This window comes from Mycobacterium sp. (assembly GCF_035314665.1).
Taxonomy (GTDB): Bacteria; Actinomycetota; Actinomycetes; order Mycobacteriales; family Mycobacteriaceae; genus Mycobacterium.
The window spans coordinates 1-20152 of sequence record NZ_DATFZD010000399.1 but is presented as its reverse complement, the minus strand read 5'-3'; the positions used below and the strand labels follow the sequence as shown (position 1 = coordinate 20152).

Annotated in this window: 16 protein-coding genes and 3 pseudogenes; 11 read left to right on the top strand and 8 right to left on the bottom strand. The window is 66.2% G+C overall.

Annotated features, from left to right (window positions below):
- Both VKI00_RS28585 and gnd read left to right on the top strand, forming a co-directional pair.
- On the top strand, window positions 1-1074 hold a 1074-nt coding region (locus tag VKI00_RS28585), incomplete at its 5' end, for a glucose-6-phosphate dehydrogenase (RefSeq protein WP_324444222.1).
- Between the two features lie 15 nt (window positions 1075-1089).
- Window positions 1090-2112, top strand: a complete 1023-nt coding sequence (gene gnd, locus VKI00_RS28580; RefSeq protein WP_324444220.1) for a phosphogluconate dehydrogenase (NAD(+)-dependent, decarboxylating) — start codon at window positions 1090-1092, stop codon at window positions 2110-2112.
- Window positions 2113-2127: 15 nt separating this feature from the next.
- Here gnd and VKI00_RS28575 read toward each other — a convergent pair whose 3' ends face one another.
- Window positions 2128-2997 carry an alpha/beta hydrolase gene (locus VKI00_RS28575; protein WP_324444218.1) on the bottom strand — a complete coding sequence of 290 codons (870 nt, stop codon included), beginning with the start codon at window positions 2995-2997 and terminating at the stop codon, window positions 2128-2130.
- A 146-nt stretch (window positions 2998-3143) separates the two neighbouring features.
- Between VKI00_RS28575 and VKI00_RS28570 the strand changes: the two are divergent.
- Window positions 3144-3329: pseudogene (locus VKI00_RS28570) on the top strand (VOC family protein); the annotation flags it as partial.
- Between the two features lie 136 nt (window positions 3330-3465).
- Here VKI00_RS28570 and VKI00_RS28565 read toward each other — a convergent pair.
- The gene (locus VKI00_RS28565; RefSeq protein ID WP_324444216.1) at window positions 3466-3669 is read right to left on the bottom strand and encodes a hypothetical protein; all 204 of its coding nucleotides are present in this window, start codon (window positions 3667-3669) and stop codon (window positions 3466-3468) included.
- A gap of 269 nt (window positions 3670-3938) precedes the next feature.
- On the bottom strand, window positions 3939-7097 hold the full coding sequence (locus VKI00_RS28560; RefSeq protein WP_324444214.1) for an AAA family ATPase: 3159 nt from the start codon (window positions 7095-7097) through the stop codon (window positions 3939-3941).
- 188 nt (window positions 7098-7285) lie between these two features.
- Here VKI00_RS28560 and VKI00_RS28555 point away from each other — a divergent pair.
- Window positions 7286-7474, top strand: a pseudogene (locus VKI00_RS28555) (hypothetical protein); the annotation flags it as partial.
- 1 nt (window position 7475) lies between these two features.
- On the opposite strand, the pseudogene VKI00_RS28550 reads toward VKI00_RS28555, so the two are convergent.
- A pseudogene (locus tag VKI00_RS28550) lies at window positions 7476-8333 on the bottom strand (IS110 family transposase); the annotation flags it as partial.
- Between the two features lie 283 nt (window positions 8334-8616).
- On the opposite strand from VKI00_RS28550, the gene VKI00_RS28545 reads away from it, so the two are divergent.
- Complete coding sequence (locus VKI00_RS28545) at window positions 8617-9852, top strand: DUF1298 domain-containing protein (RefSeq protein WP_324444212.1); 1236 nt, start codon at window positions 8617-8619, stop codon at window positions 9850-9852.
- Between the two features lie 6 nt (window positions 9853-9858).
- On the opposite strand, the gene VKI00_RS28540 is transcribed toward VKI00_RS28545, so the two are convergent.
- A complete protein-coding gene (locus VKI00_RS28540; RefSeq protein WP_324444210.1) occupies window positions 9859-10464 on the bottom strand; it encodes a MarR family transcriptional regulator in 606 nt (201 codons plus the stop codon).
- Window positions 10461-12035 carry a pyruvate, phosphate dikinase gene (locus VKI00_RS28535; RefSeq protein ID WP_324444208.1) on the bottom strand — a complete coding sequence of 525 codons (1575 nt, stop codon included), beginning with the start codon at window positions 12033-12035 and terminating at the stop codon, window positions 10461-10463. Before VKI00_RS28535 ends, VKI00_RS28540 begins: the two co-directional genes overlap by 4 nt.
- A 197-nt stretch (window positions 12036-12232) precedes the next feature.
- Here VKI00_RS28535 and VKI00_RS28530 point away from each other — a divergent pair, with 197 nt between their 5' ends.
- Window positions 12233-12742: a DoxX family protein gene (locus tag VKI00_RS28530; protein WP_324444206.1), complete on the top strand. Its 510-nt coding sequence runs from the start codon at window positions 12233-12235 to the stop codon at window positions 12740-12742.
- A gap of 22 nt (window positions 12743-12764) precedes the next feature.
- On the opposite strand, the gene VKI00_RS28525 is transcribed toward VKI00_RS28530, so the two are convergent.
- Window positions 12765-14186, bottom strand: coding sequence for a short-chain fatty acyl-CoA regulator family protein (locus tag VKI00_RS28525; RefSeq protein WP_324444224.1), 1422 nt, complete (start codon window positions 14184-14186; stop codon window positions 12765-12767).
- A 128-nt stretch (window positions 14187-14314) separates the two neighbouring features.
- Here VKI00_RS28525 and prpD point away from each other — a divergent pair, with 128 nt between their 5' ends.
- From prpD to VKI00_RS28510, 3 genes are read left to right on the top strand one after another with little or no spacing between them, the layout of a single operon-like run.
- Window positions 14315-15820, top strand: coding sequence for a 2-methylcitrate dehydratase PrpD (prpD, locus tag VKI00_RS28520; protein ID WP_324444204.1), 1506 nt, complete (start codon window positions 14315-14317; stop codon window positions 15818-15820).
- Complete coding sequence (gene prpB, locus VKI00_RS28515) at window positions 15817-16734, top strand: methylisocitrate lyase (protein ID WP_324444202.1); 918 nt, start codon at window positions 15817-15819, stop codon at window positions 16732-16734. The genes prpD and prpB overlap by 4 nt, the downstream gene beginning before the upstream one ends.
- The gene (locus VKI00_RS28510) at window positions 16731-17876 is read left to right on the top strand and encodes a bifunctional 2-methylcitrate synthase/citrate synthase (RefSeq protein ID WP_324444200.1); all 1146 of its coding nucleotides are present in this window, start codon (window positions 16731-16733) and stop codon (window positions 17874-17876) included. The genes prpB and VKI00_RS28510 overlap by 4 nt, the downstream gene beginning before the upstream one ends.
- Here VKI00_RS28510 and VKI00_RS28505 read toward each other — a convergent pair.
- A complete protein-coding gene (locus VKI00_RS28505; RefSeq protein WP_324444198.1) occupies window positions 17860-18717 on the bottom strand; it encodes an SDR family oxidoreductase in 858 nt (285 codons plus the stop codon). The two genes, VKI00_RS28510 and VKI00_RS28505, sit on opposite strands and share 17 nt — an antisense overlap.
- Before the next feature lie 88 nt (window positions 18718-18805).
- On the opposite strand from VKI00_RS28505, the gene VKI00_RS28500 reads away from it, so the two are divergent.
- The gene (locus VKI00_RS28500) at window positions 18806-19891 is read left to right on the top strand and encodes a dihydrodipicolinate reductase (protein ID WP_324444196.1); all 1086 of its coding nucleotides are present in this window, start codon (window positions 18806-18808) and stop codon (window positions 19889-19891) included.
- On the top strand, window positions 19888-20152 hold a 265-nt coding region (locus VKI00_RS28495; protein ID WP_324444194.1), incomplete at its 3' end, for a VOC family protein. The genes VKI00_RS28500 and VKI00_RS28495, both read left to right, overlap by 4 nt.

Below are 20152 nucleotides of genomic sequence, written 5' to 3'. Positions count from 1 at the left end.
CTGGAAATGCCGCCTTCGCTATTTGCGTCAATCGTCGAACGCCTGGCCAAGGCCGATCTCCTGCAAGGATCGCGCGTCGCCTTGGAGAAGCCATTCGGCCACGACCTGGCATCCGCGCAGGAACTCAACGCTCGGCTGCACACGGTGCTCGACGAGGAACAGATCCTGCGGGTGGATCACTTCCTGGGCAAACAACCGATCGTCGAACTGGAATATTTGCGCTTCGGCAACCTGGCGCTTGCCGAGCTATGGGACCGTAACAGCATTTCCGAAATCCAGATCACGATGGGCGAAGACTTCGGGGTGCAAGACCGGGGTCGGTTTTACGACGCGGTGGGCACCTTGCGTGACGTCGTGCAGAACCATCTGCTGCAGGGGCTCGCACTGGTCGCGATGGAGCCCCCGGTCGGACCCAGCTCGGACGACCTGAACGACAAGAAGGCCGATGTGTTCCGCGCGATGCCCGCGGCGGACCCGGACCGATACGTGCGAGGGCAGTACGCGGGCTATACCGACATCGACGGGATCTCGGATCATTCACAGACCGAGACCTTTGTCGCGCTGCGGTTGGAGATCGACAACTGGCGCTGGGCCGGGGTGCCGATCTTTCTGCGGGCCGGGAAGGCGCTGCCGGAGAAGGTCACCGAAGTCCGGCTGTTTCTTCGACGCACCCCGCGGTTGGCTTTCCTGCCCAAATCGACCCGGGCGGAGGCGAATCAGATTGTGTTGCGCATCGAGCCGGACCCCGGGCTGCGCCTGCAGCTGACCGCTCAGGGCCAGCACGGCTGGCAGGACGTGCACCTGGATTCCAAGTTCGCCGAGGATTTGGGCGAACCGATAGAAACCTATGAGCGCCTGCTACACGCCGGATTGACCGGCGACCGGCAGCCGTTTGCGCGTGAAGACGGCATCGAAGAGACCTGGCGCATCATGCAGCCACTGCTCGACACCCCGGGCAAGGTCCACCGCTACGAACCCGGCTCATGGGGGCCCGACGAGGCGCAGTCACTGCTGCGTGGTCATCACGGTTGGCAAAAGCCGTGGCTGGACGGCAACAACCGTGCATCACAGTAAGGAGAACAGGACAACATGCAGCTAGGGATGATCGGTCTGGGCCGAATGGGCGCCAACATCGTGCGCCGGGTAGTCAAAGACGGGCACGAATGCGTTGTGTACGACCACGATCCGGACGCGGTCAAGGCGATGGCCGGCGAAGACAACACCACCGGAGTGTCGTCGCTGTCCGAGTTGGCCGAGAAGCTCGCCAAGCCACGCGTGGTCTGGGTGATGGTGCCGGCCGGTGACATCACCACCGGGGTGATCGATGAGCTGGCCAAGACGCTGGAAACCGGCGACATCGTGATCGACGGCGGCAACTCTTACTACCGCGACGACCTAAAGCATTCAAAGCTGCTGGCCGAGAAGGAGATTCACCTATTGGACTGCGGCACCAGTGGTGGAGTGTGGGGACGCGAGCGCGGCTACTGCTTGATGATCGGCGGCGACGACTACGCATTCGAGCACGCGGAGCCGCTCTTCGCCACCATCGCGCCCGGTTTCGACGCGGCGGCGCGCACGCCGGGCCGCACCGGCGAGATCGGGCAAGCCGAGAAGGGCTATTTGCACTGCGGGCCGTCCGGGGCTGGGCACTTCGTGAAGATGGTGCACAACGGGATCGAGTACGGGATGATGGCCTCCCTCGCCGAGGGGCTCAACATCCTGCGCAATGCCGACGCCGGCACCCGCGTAGAGCAGGGGGACGCAGAAACCGCACCACTGGAGCACCCCGAGTTCTATCAGTACAAGATCGACATCCCGGAGGTCGCCGAGGTGTGGCGGCGGGGCAGCGTCATTGGCTCGTGGCTGCTCGACCTCACCGCGATCGCGTTGGGCGAAGCGCCCGACCTGACCGAATTCACCGGGCGGGTCTCCGACTCCGGGGAGGGCCGGTGGACCGCGATTGCGGCGGTTGAGGAGGGAGTGCCCGCGCCGGTTCTGACTATGGCGCTCTATGCCCGTTTTGCCTCACGCCGCCTCGCTGACTTTGCCGACAAGGCGCTGTCGGCGATGCGTAAGCAGTTCGGCGGACACGCGGAAAAGCCTGCGGAATAATAGATGTCGGCCGGGTTAGGCCGAACGCGTCACGAAGCTCACGACGACGTTGCTGAAGGCGTCGTTGTCGTCGCCGGCCGCGGTGTGCCCGGCGTCGGACAGTTCGACGAACTCGGCGTTGGGCACGGTGTCCAAGAAGTGCCGCACGCCTTCGGGGCTGACCACGTCGGACAGCTTGCCGCGGATCAACAACACCGGGATCGTCAAGTCCGCCGCGGCTTGCTCGAATTTTTCGGTGCGCAATTCCGGGTCGTCGCCGGGCTTGGTCATGAACGCCGGATCCCAATGCCAATACCAGCGGCCGTGACGCAGCCGGAGGTTCTTCTTCAACCCCTCGGGGCTGCGCGGCTTGGTCCGGTGCGGCAGATACGCGGCGACGGCGTCAGCGGCCTCTTCAAGCGAGCCGAACCCATGCAGACCGCTGAACATGAATTCGCGGATGCGGGCGCTGCCGTTCTTCTCGAACCGTGGCACCACGTCGACCAGCACCAACCGCGTGACCCGGTCGAGACCGGCCTGATCCGCGGCGAGGATACCGGTCAAGCCGCCCATGCTCGCCCCGATCAGGATCACCGGCCGCCCGATCGCATCGAGCACCTGCATGACGTCGGCGGTCAACGTCTCGACGTCGTAGTCGGCGTCGGGCGCCCGGTCGCTGTCACCGTGCCCGCGACTGTCGAGCGCAACCACGTGGAATCCCTCGTCGGCCAGCACCTGACCGGTGTTTTTCCAGGAAAACCGATTCTGGCCGCCGCCGTGCAGCATCAGGATCGTCGGCCGATCGGCCGCCGCGTCGGCGCCGCGGTTCCACTCGTCGGCGACCAGGGTGAGCCCATTGACTCCCGAATACTCGACAGTCTGCGGAGCGCTGCTCACAGTAGTCATCGGCGTCCTCTCGGTAGATATCCGCCTGACGTTACCTACAGCAGGTTTGCCGCAATCACCTGCCCGCACCCGGCGATGAGTTTTGGTTGCCGCCGGGATCTATCGGTTAGACCCTTGCAACCAACACCACCGAGTAGGAGGAGTTCATGCCCTCGATCACGCCCTCGCTGTGGTTCGACCACAACCTCGAGGAGGCGGCGACGTTCTACACCTCGGTGTTCCCGAACTCGCGCATCGAGAGCTTCAACCGTGCCACCGACGCCGGGCCGGGCGAGCCGGGCTCGGTCTTGTCCGGCAGCTTCGTGCTGGACGGCACGCGGTTCATCGGCATGGGGGTATAGGTAGGGTATACAACCCGTCAAACCGGTTGCCGTGAGCCAAGACTGGTGGCAAGAAGCGCTTCCATGCAGATGACGGTAACGGGAATGCGTGACAAGGCCCGGCCGCGACCCGCGCGGGCCTGACTTGCTACTGCTCGGCCCAGGCTTCCCGCACGATGCGGCGGGCTTCGACGGCGTCGCATTCGAGGCCAAGGTCGTCCATCTGCTGTTGAACCGAATGCATCGCTTCGTCTTCGTCGACGTCGGTAGGGACCGTAAGCCCCTGCTGTTCCAGCTCGTCCTTCTGCTGTTGTGCTAGCCGTTGTACCTCGTCAGCCAAGTCGTCCGCCATGCGCTCACCGTAACGGCGTGATGCTGAGCTGGGACCAGAATCGCCGAACGCACCCTCACGGCAACCAGGGCCAGGGTCATGCCAGAACCCCTGGCCCAGACGCTGACCGTGCTCATTCAGCTTTGCAGCTACGAAGCACTGGCAGTTCGGTACCCGCCTCCATTGTGGAGATTTCCGGGCTGACCGCGCCGACATTCTGAGGAGCTTGCTCCGGCCGTTGCGCTCAGACAACCCCCGACCATGACGCACGCACGCCGACCCCACCGCCGTCATGTCATTGCCTCGGCCCACGCGATATGTCCTTCGAAGCCAAGGGTTCTCGCCATGTCGCGGTAGCGATCCCTGAAGTGCGCGTAAGCTGCGGCATCGCCGTGAGCCCGCGCCAGCAGAGCCCGCAGCCGCAACAGCCAGATGTCGCGCATCACCAGACCCTCGTCGGCTGGCGCGGCCGCTAACCGCTCGATCGCAGCCTTGGCTTCGACTAGGTCGCCGTCGGCCCCGCGATCGAGCAGTGTCTCCACCAGAACACCCGTCGTCGGAACGCCCCACCCCAGCAGCCGTCCCTCGCGGAATAGATGGTTGACGGCGGCGCGCATGAGCGGTATCGCGTCATTGCGATCCCCACGCCGAGCCCTCTCCCGTGCCAGGCACACCTTGACGATCGGTAACTCGCCCAGGTTGTGTAACACGTCGCCGACCTCGGCCAGCAGCTTCTGTCCGCGGTCACGCTCCGCATCGGTTTGGCGGTGCACCAGCGCAACGCCCAGCGTCATCCGGGCGAGGGTCAACGCGTGGTCATCACTAGATCGTTCGGCAACCCGCAGGGCAGCCTCGATCTCGCGCACCGCCGAATCGTCGGCCGTCAGCACGCCGTGTATCCCCGCCAGGTAGACGTAGGCGACGACCGAGGCGTGGGACATCGGGTCGGCGCTGCGGGCCATGGCCAGGCCGTGGCGCAGGTCGTCGCGCCATCCGGGACGACCCAGCCAATAACGGGCGTCACCCCGCGTCGCAAAGGCGAATGCTAACGGAGACCCGACAAGGAAGTTGCCTTTTGAGGGGTCACCGTCGGCTAGGTCGATGACCCTTTGTGACCACCGCAGCACGTCAGACCACTCGGTGCTCTCGCCCTTGGCGTAGACCAGCGGCACGGACAGCCCCACCGTCAAGGTCGGATCGTCGAGCGACTCGATGAGGGCCATCGCTTCGGAGGCCAGCCGCGACGCCTCGCGCACCCGATCCTGGAACGCGTGATCCATCACCAGCCCGGCCATGGCGATGGCCAGCGACGCCTTGTCCCCGGCGGCGGTACACAACTCCCGCAATTCATCGAAGCGGTCGCCAGCCACGTTCACATGGACTCGAAAGGCGATCCCGCACAACATGGTGCGCGGGGCGATGCGCATGGCTGCCCCGTTGGGGTGATCGGCGGGTAATGCGTCAGCGATGTTCCGGGCGCGCTCCCAGCTTAGGCGGGCAGCGTTGATGTCGCGGTTGGTCGCCCACGTTGCCGCGCGCATGTGCCAGCCGTAGGCCGCGTGCAAATCACCGGCGGCCTCTAGATGTTCGGCGATCATTGCGGCGTTGTCATCAGTCGATTCCGGCTGGTGGTCTTCGATCGCCGCGGCCAGCCGGCGGTGCAGCTCGGCGCGATCGGATTTGAGCTGGGCTTCGTAGGCCACCGTCCGAATCAGCGGATGGTGAAACACATACTCGGATTGCCGGGTAAATCGGATCTGATCGATGAACTCGCCGCTCAACAGGTCCTGCAGGACAGGATCAATCCCGAGCGTTTCCAGGAGTTCCCGGCTGAACCGTGAACCGATGACAGCCGCTGCGCTCAACGCGCGCTTGGCCGCCGGGTCAAGCCGGTCGATGCGCGCGGCAATAGTCGCTTGCAAGGTGGCTGGCACACTGACCTCGCCAACATCGGTGGTCGATTCGTAGGCGTTGCGGTTGCCCCGTAGCACGCGGCGCTCGGCCAGGTCGCGCACGATCTCCTCGGCGAAAAACGGGTTGCCGGCGGCCTTTTCGGTGATCATGGTGATCACCCCGCCGACCGAGGGGTTCGACCCGAGCAGCTCTGAGACCAGGGCTGCGGTTTCCGAATCACTTAGCGGCGCAAGGGCGATGGTCTGGGCACCGGCCACCTGGCTCAACGCACCGCGGTATTCGGGGCGGTAGGTGACCAGCACCAGCGAGGGCGTCTGCGGGATCACCGTGAGGAACTCGGCCAGCATTGACTCGCTGACCTCATCGATCCAGTGCGCGTCCTCAATGACATAGACCGCTGGGGTGTGGCGGGCCAACGAGGCGGCATTGACCAGCGCGGTCAACCGCCGCCGCCGCGCATCGGGATCGATCTTGGGCAGCTCGACACCGGGATTGGCGATGCCCAACAAGCCATCGAAGAGCTGCAAGTCCTCGGGGTCGGCATCCGGGACCCGCGAGCGCACTCGGTCGCGGGCGGCCGGGCCCTCTAAATCGCGCACGCCGAAGGCTGCCCGCAGCAGCCGCGCCACGACGTGGAAGGGAATGTCGGTGGCGTGCGATTCGCAGTAGGCGCTGAACACCTCGACTTCGCGCCCAGCAGCGATCACCGCCATCTCACGCACCAGACGGCTCTTGCCGATACCCGGTGATCCCACCACGCCAACCACCGCGCCGTGGCCATCGACGGCGCGGTCCAACAAGCTCTCGATGGCGGACAGTTCCCAGCGCCGACCAAGAAGATTCGACTCAGCCCGCCCGACAGCAGGTCGTTCCCCCATACTTAACAGCCGCTGGGCAGGCACTGGCGCATCGGCACCCTTTATCTGCACATGCTGCGATTCGCCGAGAGTCGCCGCGCCCTCGACCAGTCGCGCGGTCGACGCGCTGAGCATCACCGCGCCCGGTGGTGCGACCGATTCCATCCGCTGCGCCATCCCCACTTGCTCACCGATCGCGGTGTACCCCAAAGCGCCAGAGCCGATTTCGCCGGCGATCACCTGACCGGAGTTAAGTCCCACGCGCAACTGGAGGTCCAGGCCGTCGCGCTCTTGGACGTCGACGGCAAGCCGCTTCGCCTCCTGCTGAACGCCCAAGGCCGCCAGACAGGCACGAATAGCGTGGTCCTCCAACGCAACCGGCGCACCGAACACCGCCATGACCCCGTCACCGGTGAACTTGTCGACCGTGCCGCCGCACCGCTGCACCACCGCCCTAGAACGCTCAACCAGCTCGGCCATGATCTCGCGCAGCCGCTCGGCACCCACCGCCGCAGCGATGTCCATCGAGTGCACGACGTCGGCGAACAGCACCGTGACCTGCTTGTACTCGGCCGGTGTCGTGGCAGTCGCAACCGCCACACCGCACTCGTTACAGAACTTCGAGGTCGGCGGCAGCTCAGTACCGCACGACCCGCACACCAAGGCTGCCGCCGTCATGTCACGCGGCCACCCCACTGTCGTTCCACGTCACTATCGTGTCATCGCTGGCCAGCCAGCATGTGCCATATCGCCGCCGCGATCCGGCCACCGGGTAGCGCTGGGCCGCGCCTCGGGACGTGGGTGTCTCGGTCGGATTCCGCCGATGTGCGAGGTGGGAGCGCGTCTGTTTGTGAGATGCTGCGGGGGTGTCCGCTCCTGCGGCGGCTGCTCCCTCGGGGGTGGTGACGTTTCTGTTCACCGGTGTGGAGGGGTCGACGCGTCGGTGGGAGGCCGACGCGGATGGCATGCGGGCGGCGCTGGCCGCGCATGACGAGGTCTTGCGTAAGGCGATCGAGGCGCACGGCGGCTTCCTGTTCAAGCACACCGGTGACGGGAGATCGCGGAGTTCAGTTGCCGGTCCCCGTAGCGGGACAGCCGGTGCCTAGAGGAATCAGCGCTCGCAATTTGGACGGGCGCGGTGCCGGTGTAGTTCGCGTATGCGGCAGCCGAGGCGAACCTGGTCGCCTGGCCGGTGCGGCCCAGCAGGCGGGCGGCCAAGACAGATCCGACGCCGTCGACCTCGCGCCGAGTGGTGCCGTGCTCGTCGAGCAGAACGGCGATCTTGGCCTCGTTGGCCTTGATCTGCTTGTCGAAGCGTCGGACGTCGGCAATGAGCTCCTTGGCAAGGTCCTCCCGAGTCCGGTCTGGGCCGGTGCGGGGGCGGAATCCACCGAGTGCGGCGGTAGCCTTGGCGGGGGTCAGCGACGTCGGTGCGCCGCCGGCCATCAACTCGCGCAGCAGCGCGTGTAATTGATTGATCGCGCGGGTTCTGCTGTGTGACAGGTTGACTCGACGTTCATCCAGCAGCGCCAGCGCGTCGGTGGTGGTCTCGGGGTAGACCTGACGGGCATCGCCCTGCAGCGCTGCGACACTAGCCGCCGCCGCGGCATCGATGCGGTCGTTCTTACGGCGACCTCCCCGGGAGAGTTCCCGGACCCGTGCAGTCGCTGTGGTCGGAATATCGAGGACGACCTCACCGCGAGCTAGCAACCACAGCGCCAAGTGATGCCCGAGACCGTCGGCGTTTTCGATCGCCCAGGTGCGTTCGGGCCATGGTTTCGCCCAGAGGATCAGACGCTGGTATTCGGCCAGGGATGCTTCGATGCGCAGCGAACCGACATCAGAGTTGGTGGCCGGGTCCAGTGCGGTGCCGGTGTGAGTGGTCTTGTGCGGATCGATGCCGATGACGATCATGGAATACGGGTTCCCTTCGCTCATGTGGGTGGGGAATCCGCGGCGGACAATCCGACTTCAAGTACCTCTCACAGCAGCTTGCGGTCAGGCCTCTCTTCAGTCACGCCGCGAACGCAGACCGCAGGGGTGACACACCACAGTAGGGTCAACCCGAACCACGGGTGACAAGACAACTCTGAGTCATCCCTGCGGCCTGCTACGACACGCTAATGGGCTGCAATCCCACACACCGTCCCGTGACACCCACACAAGTCGGACAACTGTGGTCTAAGAGGAGGTGGACATGCCGGCCCGGATGACGGCCGTCGATGCGCAGTTCTACTGGATGTCGGCCAAGGTCCCCAGCGACCAATTTTTGCTCTACGCATTCGACGGCGAGCCAACGGATTTCGAGCGCGCGGTCGACGATGTGCGCGGTCGGGCGCGAGCGTGTCCAGCACTGACGGTACGCGTGGACGACGGATCGCCGTTGACCTATCCCAGCTGGGTGGCGACTTCCCTTGGACCCGAGCGGATCACTCGCCAGCAACTCGACGACGACAGCTGGAGCGGCTGTCTTGACGCCGTGGTCCGGCTCGCCGACGACCAGGTAGACATCCGCCGGGCGCCGTGGCGCTTGCACTTCTTCGGGCCAGTGCACGACCTGCCGGGCGGCACCGGCCCGGGCACCGTCGCGGTGATGCAGGCCGCGCACGCGCTAGCCGACGGTGCGCGCGCGTCAGCGCTGGCCGCTTGGCTCTTCGGCCGGCCCAAGCCGGTACCCGACGTGTCGGCTTCGCCGGGCTTCCTGCCCTGGCGCGCCGTCAATTCCGTTCGCGCCCATCGCAAGCTGGTGCGCGACACCGGCGCTGGGCTGCTGCGGCCTGGGCCCGGAACGCGGCCGGCGCTGTCCACCAACGCCCGGCCTGCCGGGGTGCGCACCATGCGGACCCTGCTGCGGCACCGCGCGCAGGTGCGCGGCCCGACCGTCACCGTCGCGGCGTTGGCCGCAGTGTCCGGTGCACTCTCCGGCTACCTGGGCGATGCGGACGCATCGCTGATAGCCGAGGTCCCGATGGCTAAAACCGGTGTGCCACAAGCGTATAACCACTTCTCCAACGTGACTGTCGGGCTGTATCCGGGCCTGGGCCGGGAGGCCCGAGTGGAGCGGATCGCGGCAGACTTGGCCGACGCCCGCCGGCGCTCACAGCACCCGGCGGTGCGCGCGGCGGACCAGGCGTTCGCCGCTGTGCCCGCGCCGCTGCTGCGCTGGGGCGTCAGCCATTTCGACCCCGACGTCCGGCCATCGCGGGTGTCCGGCCACACAGTGGTGTCCAGCGTTTACCGCGGACCCGGCGACCTGCTCTTCGGTGCGGCACCGGTGTTGTGGACCGCCGGCTATCCGGCGCTGTCACCGCTGATGGGCCTCGTTCATGGCGTGCACGGTATCGGCGACACGGTGGCGATCAGCGTCCATGCGGCCGAATCCGCCGTCGGCGACATCGACGACTATGTCGCCAGGTTGAACGACGAGCTCTGACGAAACCTATTGGGCATCACCGGATTTAGCTTCCGAGTCGCGGGTCAGGCCGGCGGCGACGATCAGCTCCTCGTGCAGCTCGAACCACACGGTGTGGTAGGAGTCGATGAGTGGCCGGGACAGCCAAGCCGTGTCGCCGGCATGGACGTTGTCCAGCGCTGACTGCAGTTTGGCCGAGTAGCGGCTCAGCCGCGGCAGCTGGGCAGCAGCGGCGTCGACGATCGGCGTTATCCGGTGGTGCACGTCCTCCAGGCGAGCCAGCACAGCGGCGTCGTAGTCGGGGTCCTCGTGGTTGTTGGGCTGGCCGTCCTTGAGTTGCCAATCGGTGACCAGCGCTTTGAATTCGGCGTTGACGGAGCGAAATTCGGCATAGGCGTCGGCCAGCGCCGCGGTGTCGATGTGCGCGCGCTCGGTGGCCAGCAACTCGGCGAGCCGGACACGGCCGTCGGGACTGACCCGCAGCGGTTTGCCGTCGACAAGCAAGCCCGACTCGGTGAGCCGTTCAACGGTGCCGGCGAGGTCGTCCGCATCCTCTCCGAGCGTCACGGCCAGGTCGGCCAGGCTCACCCGACCCTTCAGCCGGACCGCCTGCAACACGGCCAACTCGCTCACGTGCCCTCGTTGAGGCGCATCGCGGCCAGCATCGCCAGCAGCGGGCTGGCGGACACTACGTCGGTGTGGCCGCTGGCCATCGCCGCGCGCACCGCGCCGTCGGAGTAGCTCTCCAGTCGTGGGTAGTCGCCGCTGGTGTGGCCGCGAAGCGGGCTGACGCGCAGGGCGATGTCGGCCAATTCGCGCAGCTCCGGTGTGTGGTCCTCGGACCAGGCGGTCAGCTGCAGAATCCCGTCACGCACTTCGCCTTCGGTGCCGTCGACGGTGACCAGCCTGCCGGCCAGTAATTCCGCGATCCCGCGCCCGCAGCCCACCACCGCCACCCGGCCGAGCTCACGGCTGACCACGGCCGCGTGGCTGGTGGCCCCGCCGGTTTCGGTGACGACGCCGCGCGCGACCAGCATGCCGTGGATGTCGTCGGGACTGGTGTGGTTGCGCACCAGGATGACGTCCTCGCCGCGGTCGGCGGCATCGATCGCGGCGTCCACCTCGGTATAGGCCCGCCCGGTGACCACGCCGGGCCCGGCTGGCAGGCCTTCGGCTAAAAGCTGTGCGGTCAAGCGGTTTTCCGGTTGCAGCGACGGCCGCAGCAGCGCCTCCACATGCGCCGGCCGCACCCGCCGCAGAGTCTCGGTCTCGTCGATCAGGCCGTCGCGATGCAGTTGCAACGCCAGGCGCACCGCGGCCTGCGCCGACCGCTTCGCCGGCCGCGTCTGCAGCAGCCACAACGTCCCGTCTTGAATGGTGAACTCGATCTCTTGCACGTCGGAGGCGAGTCGCTCCAACGAGCGGGCGGCGGCGATCAGCTCGTCGTAGACAGCCGGCTGCTGGTCGCGTAGCGCGGTGATCGGTTCCACGTCGACCGTGCCCGATACCACGTCGTCGCCCTGACCGACGGGCAGCCACTCACCGAACTCCTCGTCGGCGCCGGTCATCGGGTTTCGCGAAAAAACCACGCCGGCACCGGAATTGGCGTTGACGTTGCCGAACACCATCGCCTGCACTACCGCTGCGGTACCGCCCCGATCGTCGAGCCCGTGATGGGCGCGATACGCAGCGGCGCGCGGTGAGTCCCACGACGCGAACACCGCCTCGATCGCGGCGCGCAATTGCAGGTACGGATCGGCGGGCGCGTCGCAGCCGACCGGAGACCCGGTGAACCGCCGCCGGGTGTCGCGGGCGAACCCGACCGAGCCTTCTGCCGCCAGTGCCTCCTCGACGGCGTCGTTGACCCCGAGATCCAACACCGTGTCCATCATCCCGGGCATCGACACCGCGGCGCCGGAGCGCACACTGACCAGCAGTGGATGAGGCCCTCGTCCGAAGGTGCGCGACGTTGCGGCTTCCAGCCGGCGCATCCCGTCGAGCACGTCGTCCCAGATCGCGTCGATCGTCGCCGCCGGTGCGGCGCGATAACGTGCGCCTACCTCCGCGGTGATGCAGAACGCGGGCGGTACCGGCAAACCGTTACGGCGCATCATGTCGATGCCGTGCCCCTTGTGGCCGAGAATTTCCGGTGGGTAGCTCGCGTCGCCGTCGAGCAGCAGCACGGGTGGGTTCGGGATGGACATTCGAATGTTCAGGATCGGCCGCGCAACAGGCCGAACCCGACGTCGTGACCGCGGTCGCGCCAGGCGGTGCCCAGGGTGCGCCCGACGTTGCCGGCGCCAATGATGGCGATCTTGATGTGCGACTCCTTTGCGGTCGTTTGCGGGTCGCAGGATACCTCGGCCCATCCGTGCTTGCCCGATGATCTAGGTTGGCCTCTATGGTTGCCTACGATCTCGGGTTGCTGATCCTGCGGGTGGTACTGGGGCTGACCCTTGCAGCTCATGGCTACAACAAGTTCTTCGGCGGTGGCAGGATCCCGGGCACCGCGCGCTGGTTTGAAAGCATCGGCATGAAGTACGGCACGTTCCAGGCCGTGGTCGCGGCCAGCACCGAGATCAGCGCCGGCCTGGGGTTGGCGGCCGGCCTCTTCACGCCCATTCCCGCTGCCGGCTTCGTTGCCCTGATGTTCGTCGCCGCGTGGACCGTGCACCGACCCAACGGCTTCTTCATCGTCAAGGAGGGCTGGGAATACAACCTGGTGCTGGCCGCCGGCGCCGTCGCGGTCGCCACAATTGGGCCCGGCCAGTACAGCCTGGACTGGCTGATCTTCGGGCAGAACTGGCGCAACGGCTGGCACGGCCTGCTGATCTCGTTACTGCTGGGACTGGGCGGCGGGGTCGGCCAGCTGCTGATGTTCTACCGGCCGCCGGTCAAACAGGCTCAGTAGCCGCCGCCGTTTCGCGGGCCGGCTATACCGATCGCGGCTCGGTTACCGGCGAATAGGGCAGGCCGCTGCCGCTGTTTTCGTCGACGACGACACGTCCGCCCAGGTAGGGGAATGCGCGTTGCGGGCATGCCGGCCGGTTGCAGATCTTGCAGCCGGCTCCGATCGGGACGACGGTATTCGGGTCGTCCAGCGCGATTCCGGTGGAGTAGACCAGCTTGTCGGCGTGGACCACGTCGCAGCCCAAGCCGATCGCGAAGCTCTTGTGCTGGCCCAGATAGCCCTGCCCTTCGGGTGCGGTGGTCTTGGCGATCCAGAAATACGAACGGCCATCGGGCATCTGGGCGACCTGTCTGACGATCCGGCCCGGATGGGCGAACGCGTCGTGCACTACCCACAGCGGGCAGCTGCCGCCCACCCGGCTGAAGTGAAACGCGTTGGCGGACTGGCGCTTCGAGATGTTGCCCGCCTTGTCGGTTCTGACGAAGATGAACGGCACCCCGCGCAGCTGCGGTCGCTGCAGGTTTGAGAGACGGTGGCACACCGTCTCGAAGCCGACCTCGAAACGGCGGGCCAGCAAGTCGACGTCATACCGCAATTCGGTTGCTGCCCGGTGGAATTCGCGGTAAGGCAGCAGAAATGCGCCGGCGAAATAGTTGGCCAGGCCGATTCGGGCGACACCGCGGGATTCGGGGGTGAGCTGGTCGTCGGTGGCCACGATCGCCGACAGCAACTCCGATTGGCTGAGCAACGCCAGCTGGGTGGCGATTTGAAAGGCGCGCTGCCCCGGCAATAGCCATTGCGCGACGCGTAACACTCGGGCATCGGGATCGTAGGAACGCTTGGCGTGCTCGGCGAGATTGCCGTCGATCACGACGCTAACCCCCAACCGGTCGCGCATCAGCGCCGACAGCTGCACGTCCAGCCCGCCGATCTTCATTCCGTTCTCGGCAAACATTTCCTCGGCCGCGGTGTCGAGTTCGGCGATGTAGTTATTGCGGTCGTAGAAGAAGTCGCGGACTTCCTCAAACGGCATCGGGTGCTCCGGCGGCAGCGATGTCTCTGTCGTCGCGTGCGAGCGATACGCCTCCAGTTCCTCGGTGGCGTCCCGCAGCCGTCGGTGCACGGCAACCAGGCTTCGGCCGACCCCGGGCATCCGGGCAACCAATTCCTCGATCTGGGCGCCGCTGACCGCATCCTCTCCGGCGGTGGCAGTAAAGACATCCGACAGGTCGGCCACCAACCGGGCGTCGGTATCGGGGGAGAAGTAATGCGGAGGCAGGTCGAAGCGCTCGGTCAGCGCAAGCAGCACCGGGACAGTGATCGGCCGCTGATCGTTCTCCAGCTGGTTGACGTAGCTGGTGGACAAGTCGAGCGCGCGCGCCAGCGCGACCTGGCTGAGGCTGCGCTCGCTTCGCAGCCGTCGCAACCGAGCACCCGAAAACATCTTCGCCACCGCTGACACATTACTCCGGATGGCTTTCACAAGATTCGCAATATGCGGCGGAAGAGGACACAAAATTACACATGTCCAGGGACTTTCCATCGCAGCGGAGTTTGCATAGTGTGCGGATTATGTTGATCCATTCGGTTCGAACGCACCGCAGCGCCGACGACTTTCCGCTCACCGACCATCTCGCTTTCAAGATCGCGGAGGTCGCGGCCGATCCGGTCGCCGTGGCCGCCGAGACCGAGGCGATGGTGATCAACCGGATGATCGACAACGCTGCGGTCAGCGCGGCATCGGTGCTGCGGCGACCGGTCACCACCGCCCGCCACCAGGCACTGGCGCACCGGGCGCGGCCGGGTGCGACGGTGTTCGGCGTCGACGGCAGCTACTCGGCGGAGTGGGCCGCCTGGGCCAACGGCGTCGCCGTGCGCGAACTCGACTACCACGACACCTTTCTGGCCGCCGAGTACTCCCACCCCGGGGACAACATCCCGCCGCTGGTGGCCGTCGCCCAGCAGCTGGGCGTGCGGGGCGCCGACCTGATTCGCGGCCTGGCAACGGCCTACGAAATCCAGATCGACTTGGTCAAGGGCATCTGCCTGCACGAGCACAAGATCGACCACGTCGCCCACCTGGGCCCGTCGGTGGCCGCCGGCCTGGGCACCATGCTGCGGCTTGACGCCGACACGATCTACCAAGCCATCGGTCAGGCGCTGCACCTGACCACCGCGACCCGTCAATCCCGCAAGGGCTCGATCTCCAGCTGGAAGGCCTTCGCGCCTGCGCTTGCCGGCAAGGTCGCGATCGAGGCGGTCGACCGCGCGATGCGGGGCGAGGGTTCGCCGGCGCCGATCTGGGAGGGCGAGGACGGCGTGATCGCCTGGCTGCTGTCCGGCCCCGAGCACACCTACCAGGTGCCGCTGCCCGCGCCGGGGGAGCCCAAGCGGGCCATCCTGGACAGTTACACCAAGGAACACTCCTCCGAGTACCAGAGCCAGGCGCCGATCGACCTGGCTCGCCGGCTGCGTGAGCGCATCGGCGATCTTGAACAGATCGCCACGATCGTGCTGCACACCAGCCACCACACCCACTACGTGATCGGCACCGGCTCCGGGGACCCGCAGAAGTTCGACCCCGACGCCTCCCGGGAGACGCTGGACCACTCACTGCCCTACATCTTCGCCGTCGCGCTGCAGGACGGCACATGGGACCACGAACGCTCGTACGCTCCCGAACGTGCACACCGGCCGGACACGGTCGAGTTGTGGCACGAGATCTCCACTGTCGAGGACCCGGAGTGGACCCGCCGGTATCACTCGACTGACCCGGCCGAAAAGGCGTTCGGGGCACGCGCGGAGGTAACACTCAAGAGCGGCGAGGTGATCACCGACGAGCTGGCGGTCGCCGATGCGCACCCCTTGGGCGCGCGGCCATTCCAGCGCGAGCAGTACATCGCCAAGTTCACCAATCTCGCCGACGGGGTGGTGGATACCGCTGAACAGCAACGGTTCCTGAACGCCGTGCAGCAAGTCGGCGATCTGAAGGGCGGCGACTTGGGAGCGCTGAATGTGCGGGCGCTGCCCGAAGTGCTGGACAAGGCCCCGACCATTCCGTCAGGGATTTTCCGATGACCGGGTTGTTGGGGGCGGCAGCCAGCCCCGCCGACAAACGGGCGGCGTTTAGGGCGGGTTTGAATTCCGTTCGGCTGCAACGCTTCCCGGGCGCGTTCTCGCCGCTGGTAGCCAAGCTCGTCGCCGAGATCGGTTTCGAGGGGGTCTACGTCTCCGGTGCTGTGTTGTCAGCCGACCTTGGGTTACCCGACATCGGCTTGACCACGCTGACCGAGGTGACGTCGCGCGGCGCGCAGATCGCGGCGGTCACCGACCTGCCGACGCTGATCGATGCCGACACCGGATTCGGCGAGCCGATGAGCGCCGCGCGCACCATCACCCAGCTGGAGGATGCCGGGCTGGCGGGTTGTCACCTCGAGGACCAGGTCAACCCGAAGCGGTGCGGGCACCTGGACGGCAAGGCCGTCGTCCCGACCGCGGAGATGGTCAAGCGGCTGCGGGCGGCGGTGGCAGCACGCCGAGACCCCAATTTCATCATCTGTGCGCGCACCGACGCCGCCGGTATCGAAGGCCTGGATGCCGCGATCGAGCGGGCGCGCGCCTACACCGACGCCGGCGCCGACCTGATCTTCACCGAGGCGCTCACCGGCCCAGCGGACTTCGAGGCTTTCCGTGCCGGGGTCGACACCCCGCTGCTGGCAAACATGACCGAGTTCGGCAAGTCAGACTTGCTGAGCGTCTCGCAGCTCACCGACATCGGCTACAACATCGTGATCTACCCGGTCACCACCCTGCGGCTGGCGATGCAGGCGGTCGAAGCCGGACTACGCGAAATCGGTGCCACGGGAACACAATCCGGCTTGCTCGATCAGATGCAACATCGCAAACGGCTTTACGAACTGCTGCGCTACGCCGACTACAGCCAATTCGACGACGACATCTTCAACTTTGAAGTGAAAGGACCGAACCAATGAGCGCAGTCGCTACTGCCGAGCCAAAGATCTACCAGGGTCTGGCCGGGGTGGTCGTCGACACCACCGCGATATCCAAAGTGGTGCCTGAGACCAACTCGCTCACCTACCGCGGCTACCCGGTGCAGGATCTGGCCGCCCACTGCAGCTTCGAGCAGGTTGCATACTTGCTGTGGCACGGCGAACTGCCGACCGACGGCGAGTTGGCGTTGTTCACCCAGCGTGAGCGGGCCAGTCGTCGAATCGACCGTTCGCTGCAGTCGTTGCTGGCCAAGCTGCCCGACAACTGCCATCCCATGGACGTGGTGCGCACCGCGATCAGCTACTTGGGCGCCGAGGACCCGGCGGAGGACGACAGCACCGAGTCGGCCAACTACGCCAAGTCGCTGCGCATGTTCGCCGTTCTGCCCACCATCGTCGCCATCGACATTCGTCGCCGACGAGGCTTGGCGCCGATCGCACCGCACAGCCACCTCGGCTATGTGGACAACTTCCTCAACATGTGCTTCGGCGAGATTCCCGACCCGGTGATCCGCACCGCGTTCGAGCAGTCGATGATCCTCTACGCCGAACACAGCTTCAACGCGTCCACTTTCGCCGCTCGGGTAGTCACGTCAACGCAGTCGGACATCTACAGCGCGGTGACGGCGGCGATCGGCGCCCTGAAGGGGCCGCTGCACGGCGGGGCCAACGAGGCGGTCATGCACGACATGATCGAGATCGGTGATCCCTCGAAGGCCTCGGAGTGGTTGCACGGCAAGCTGTCTCACAAAGAGAAGGTCATGGGCTTCGGCCACCGGGTCTACAAGAACGGTGACTCCCGAGTGCCGACCATGAAAGAGGCCCTGATCCGGGTCGCAAAGGCACACGACGGCCAGCGCTGGTTGGACATCTACTCCATCCTGGAGAAGGAGATGTTCGCCGCCAACGGCATCAAGCCCAACCTGGACTTCCCGACCGGCCCCGCGTACTACCTGATGGGATTCGACATCCCTAGCTTCACTCCGCTATTCGTGATGAGCCGTATCACCGGCTGGACCGCCCACATCATCGAGCAGGCCGGCTCCAACGCGCTGATCCGCCCGCTCAGTCAGTATTCGGGCCTGCCCCAGCGCAGCCTGCGCGCTGTCACAACAGATCGGTGATCGTCTTCAGGCCGGCGTCGTAGAGCACGCCGGGCAGCATGCCGCCGTCGTGCTCGATGGTGGTGCCGTTGACGAAGTCCGCGTCTCCGCCGGCCAGAAACACACACACCCGGCCCACCTCGGCGGGCTCGCCCGCGCGACGCAACGGCACGGAGGCGAAGTACTTTTCGCCGGTCGGATCGTCTTTGGGCAGCACGAACGACCGGAAGTTCTCCGTCATCGTCGGCCCGAGTGCCACACAGTTCACCCGGACCTTCGGCCCCCATTCCTCGGCCAGCGACCGGGTGAGGTGGTTGAGACCGCTTTTCGCAGCCCCGTACGAGACCAGGGTCGGTGATCCAGCCGGATGCCCGGCACCGCTGGAAATGTTGATGATGCAACCGATTCCGTCCTGAGTGGTCATCTGCCGATATGCCCGGATCGCGAACCACAGCGGGCTGATCAGGTTCATCTGCACCGCGTAGGCGTGAAACAGCGCGGTGCGTTCGTAGTCGTCGTCGCTGCGCGGTGCGCCCTGGATGCGTTGGACGAGTTCGGGAATGCTCTCCGCGTGCGGTGCCGGCACGGTCCCGCCGGCGTTGTTCACCAAGATGTCGAGCCGGCCGTGTGCGGAGACGACTTCGCCGACAAAGGAGTCGATCGACCGGTAATCGCCTTGGTCGCAGACCTTCTGGGAGGCGCGGGCCGCCCAGTCCTGCTCGATGCCCGGGATGCTGTCCAGCGGCGAGCGCGCACACCCGACGACCGTGGCGCCCGCGCGTAGCAGCTCATGGGCGATGCCGACACCCACGCCGCGGCTGGTTCCGGTGACGATCGCGATCTTGCCATCAAGGACACCCATCGCATCCACCTCTCCGCATCGTTGACAGTGACTGCCATCTAGACATACTGTGCCATTAAGTCGTCGACGTGTAAAGGCGGGTGCGCGCGTGAACAGTCAGTCCAAACTTCGTGTCGTTCAGTGGGCGACCGGAGGAGTCGGCAAGGCCGCCATCGAATGCGTACTGAATCACCCGCAGCTCGAGCTCGTCGGGTGCTGGGTGCACAGTGCGGACAAGAACGGGCGCGACGTCGGCGAGATCCTCGGCACCGCCGCGCTGGGTGTGGCCGCCAGCACCAGCGTCGACGAGGTCCTGGCGACCGAGGCCGACTGCGTGGTGTACAGCCCGCTGGTCCCCAACGACGAGGAGGTCATCGCGATCCTGCGGTCCGGCAAGAACGTGGTGACCCCGGTCGGTTGGGTATACCCCGATCCGGGCAACTCGCGTCACCAGGCCGTCGCCGACGCTGCGGTCGAAGCCGGTGTGACCCTGCACGGTTCGGGGATCCATCCGGGCGGTATCACCGAGCGATTCCCGCTCATGCTGTCCTCGCTATCGTCGGCGGTCAGCCACGTGCGGGCCGAGGAATTCTCCGACATCCGCACCTACAACGCCCCGGACGTCGTGCGCCACATCATGGGATTCGGCGGCACCCGCGAGGAAGCCATGCAAGGGCCGATGGCCGGCCTGCTCGAGGCGGGTTTCAAGCAGTCGGTGCGAATGGTCGCCGACCACATGGGATTTCGCATCGATCCGAACATCCGGACCATTCAGGACGTCGCCGTGGCGACCTCGGACATCGACTACGGCCCATTTCCTCTTCCCACCGGTACCGTGGCCGCACGCCGGTTCCGCTGGCAGGCCCTCGTCGACGGCGAGCCGGTGATCACCGCGGCAGTCAACTGGCTGATGGGCGAGGAGAACCTGGAACCGGCCTGGAACTTCGGTGGGCGCGGTGAACGCTTCGAGGTCGAGATCACCGGCGACCCGACCGTGAGCCTCACCTTCAAGGGACTGCAGCCGGAGACGATCGCCGAAGGGCTGAAACGAAATCCGGGTGTGGTGGCCACCGCCAACCACTGCGTCAACGCGATTCCCGACGTCTGCGCCGCCGAGCCCGGCATCAAGACCTATCTGGACCTGCCGCTGTTCGCCGGCCGCCCGGCGGCCAAGCTTGCGGCGGAGGCACCATGACTGACGCAGTCCTGGCCGACGTTTCGTTCTGTCACCTTGTCGTCGGCGTGACCGACATGGACCGCGCGCTGGCGTTCTACCGAGACCTGCTCGGCATGGAGGTGGTGTTCGAAACCCTGGTCTCCGGTGAGCCTTTCGACGCGGTCCTGCACGCTAAGCGGAAGCAAGAAGGCCGCGTGGTCGGTGGCTTGCTGGGTGGATTGATGGTGGAACTGCTGTCCCTGGGAGCTAAACCCGGCACCGACAAGCCGGCCCGTCGCG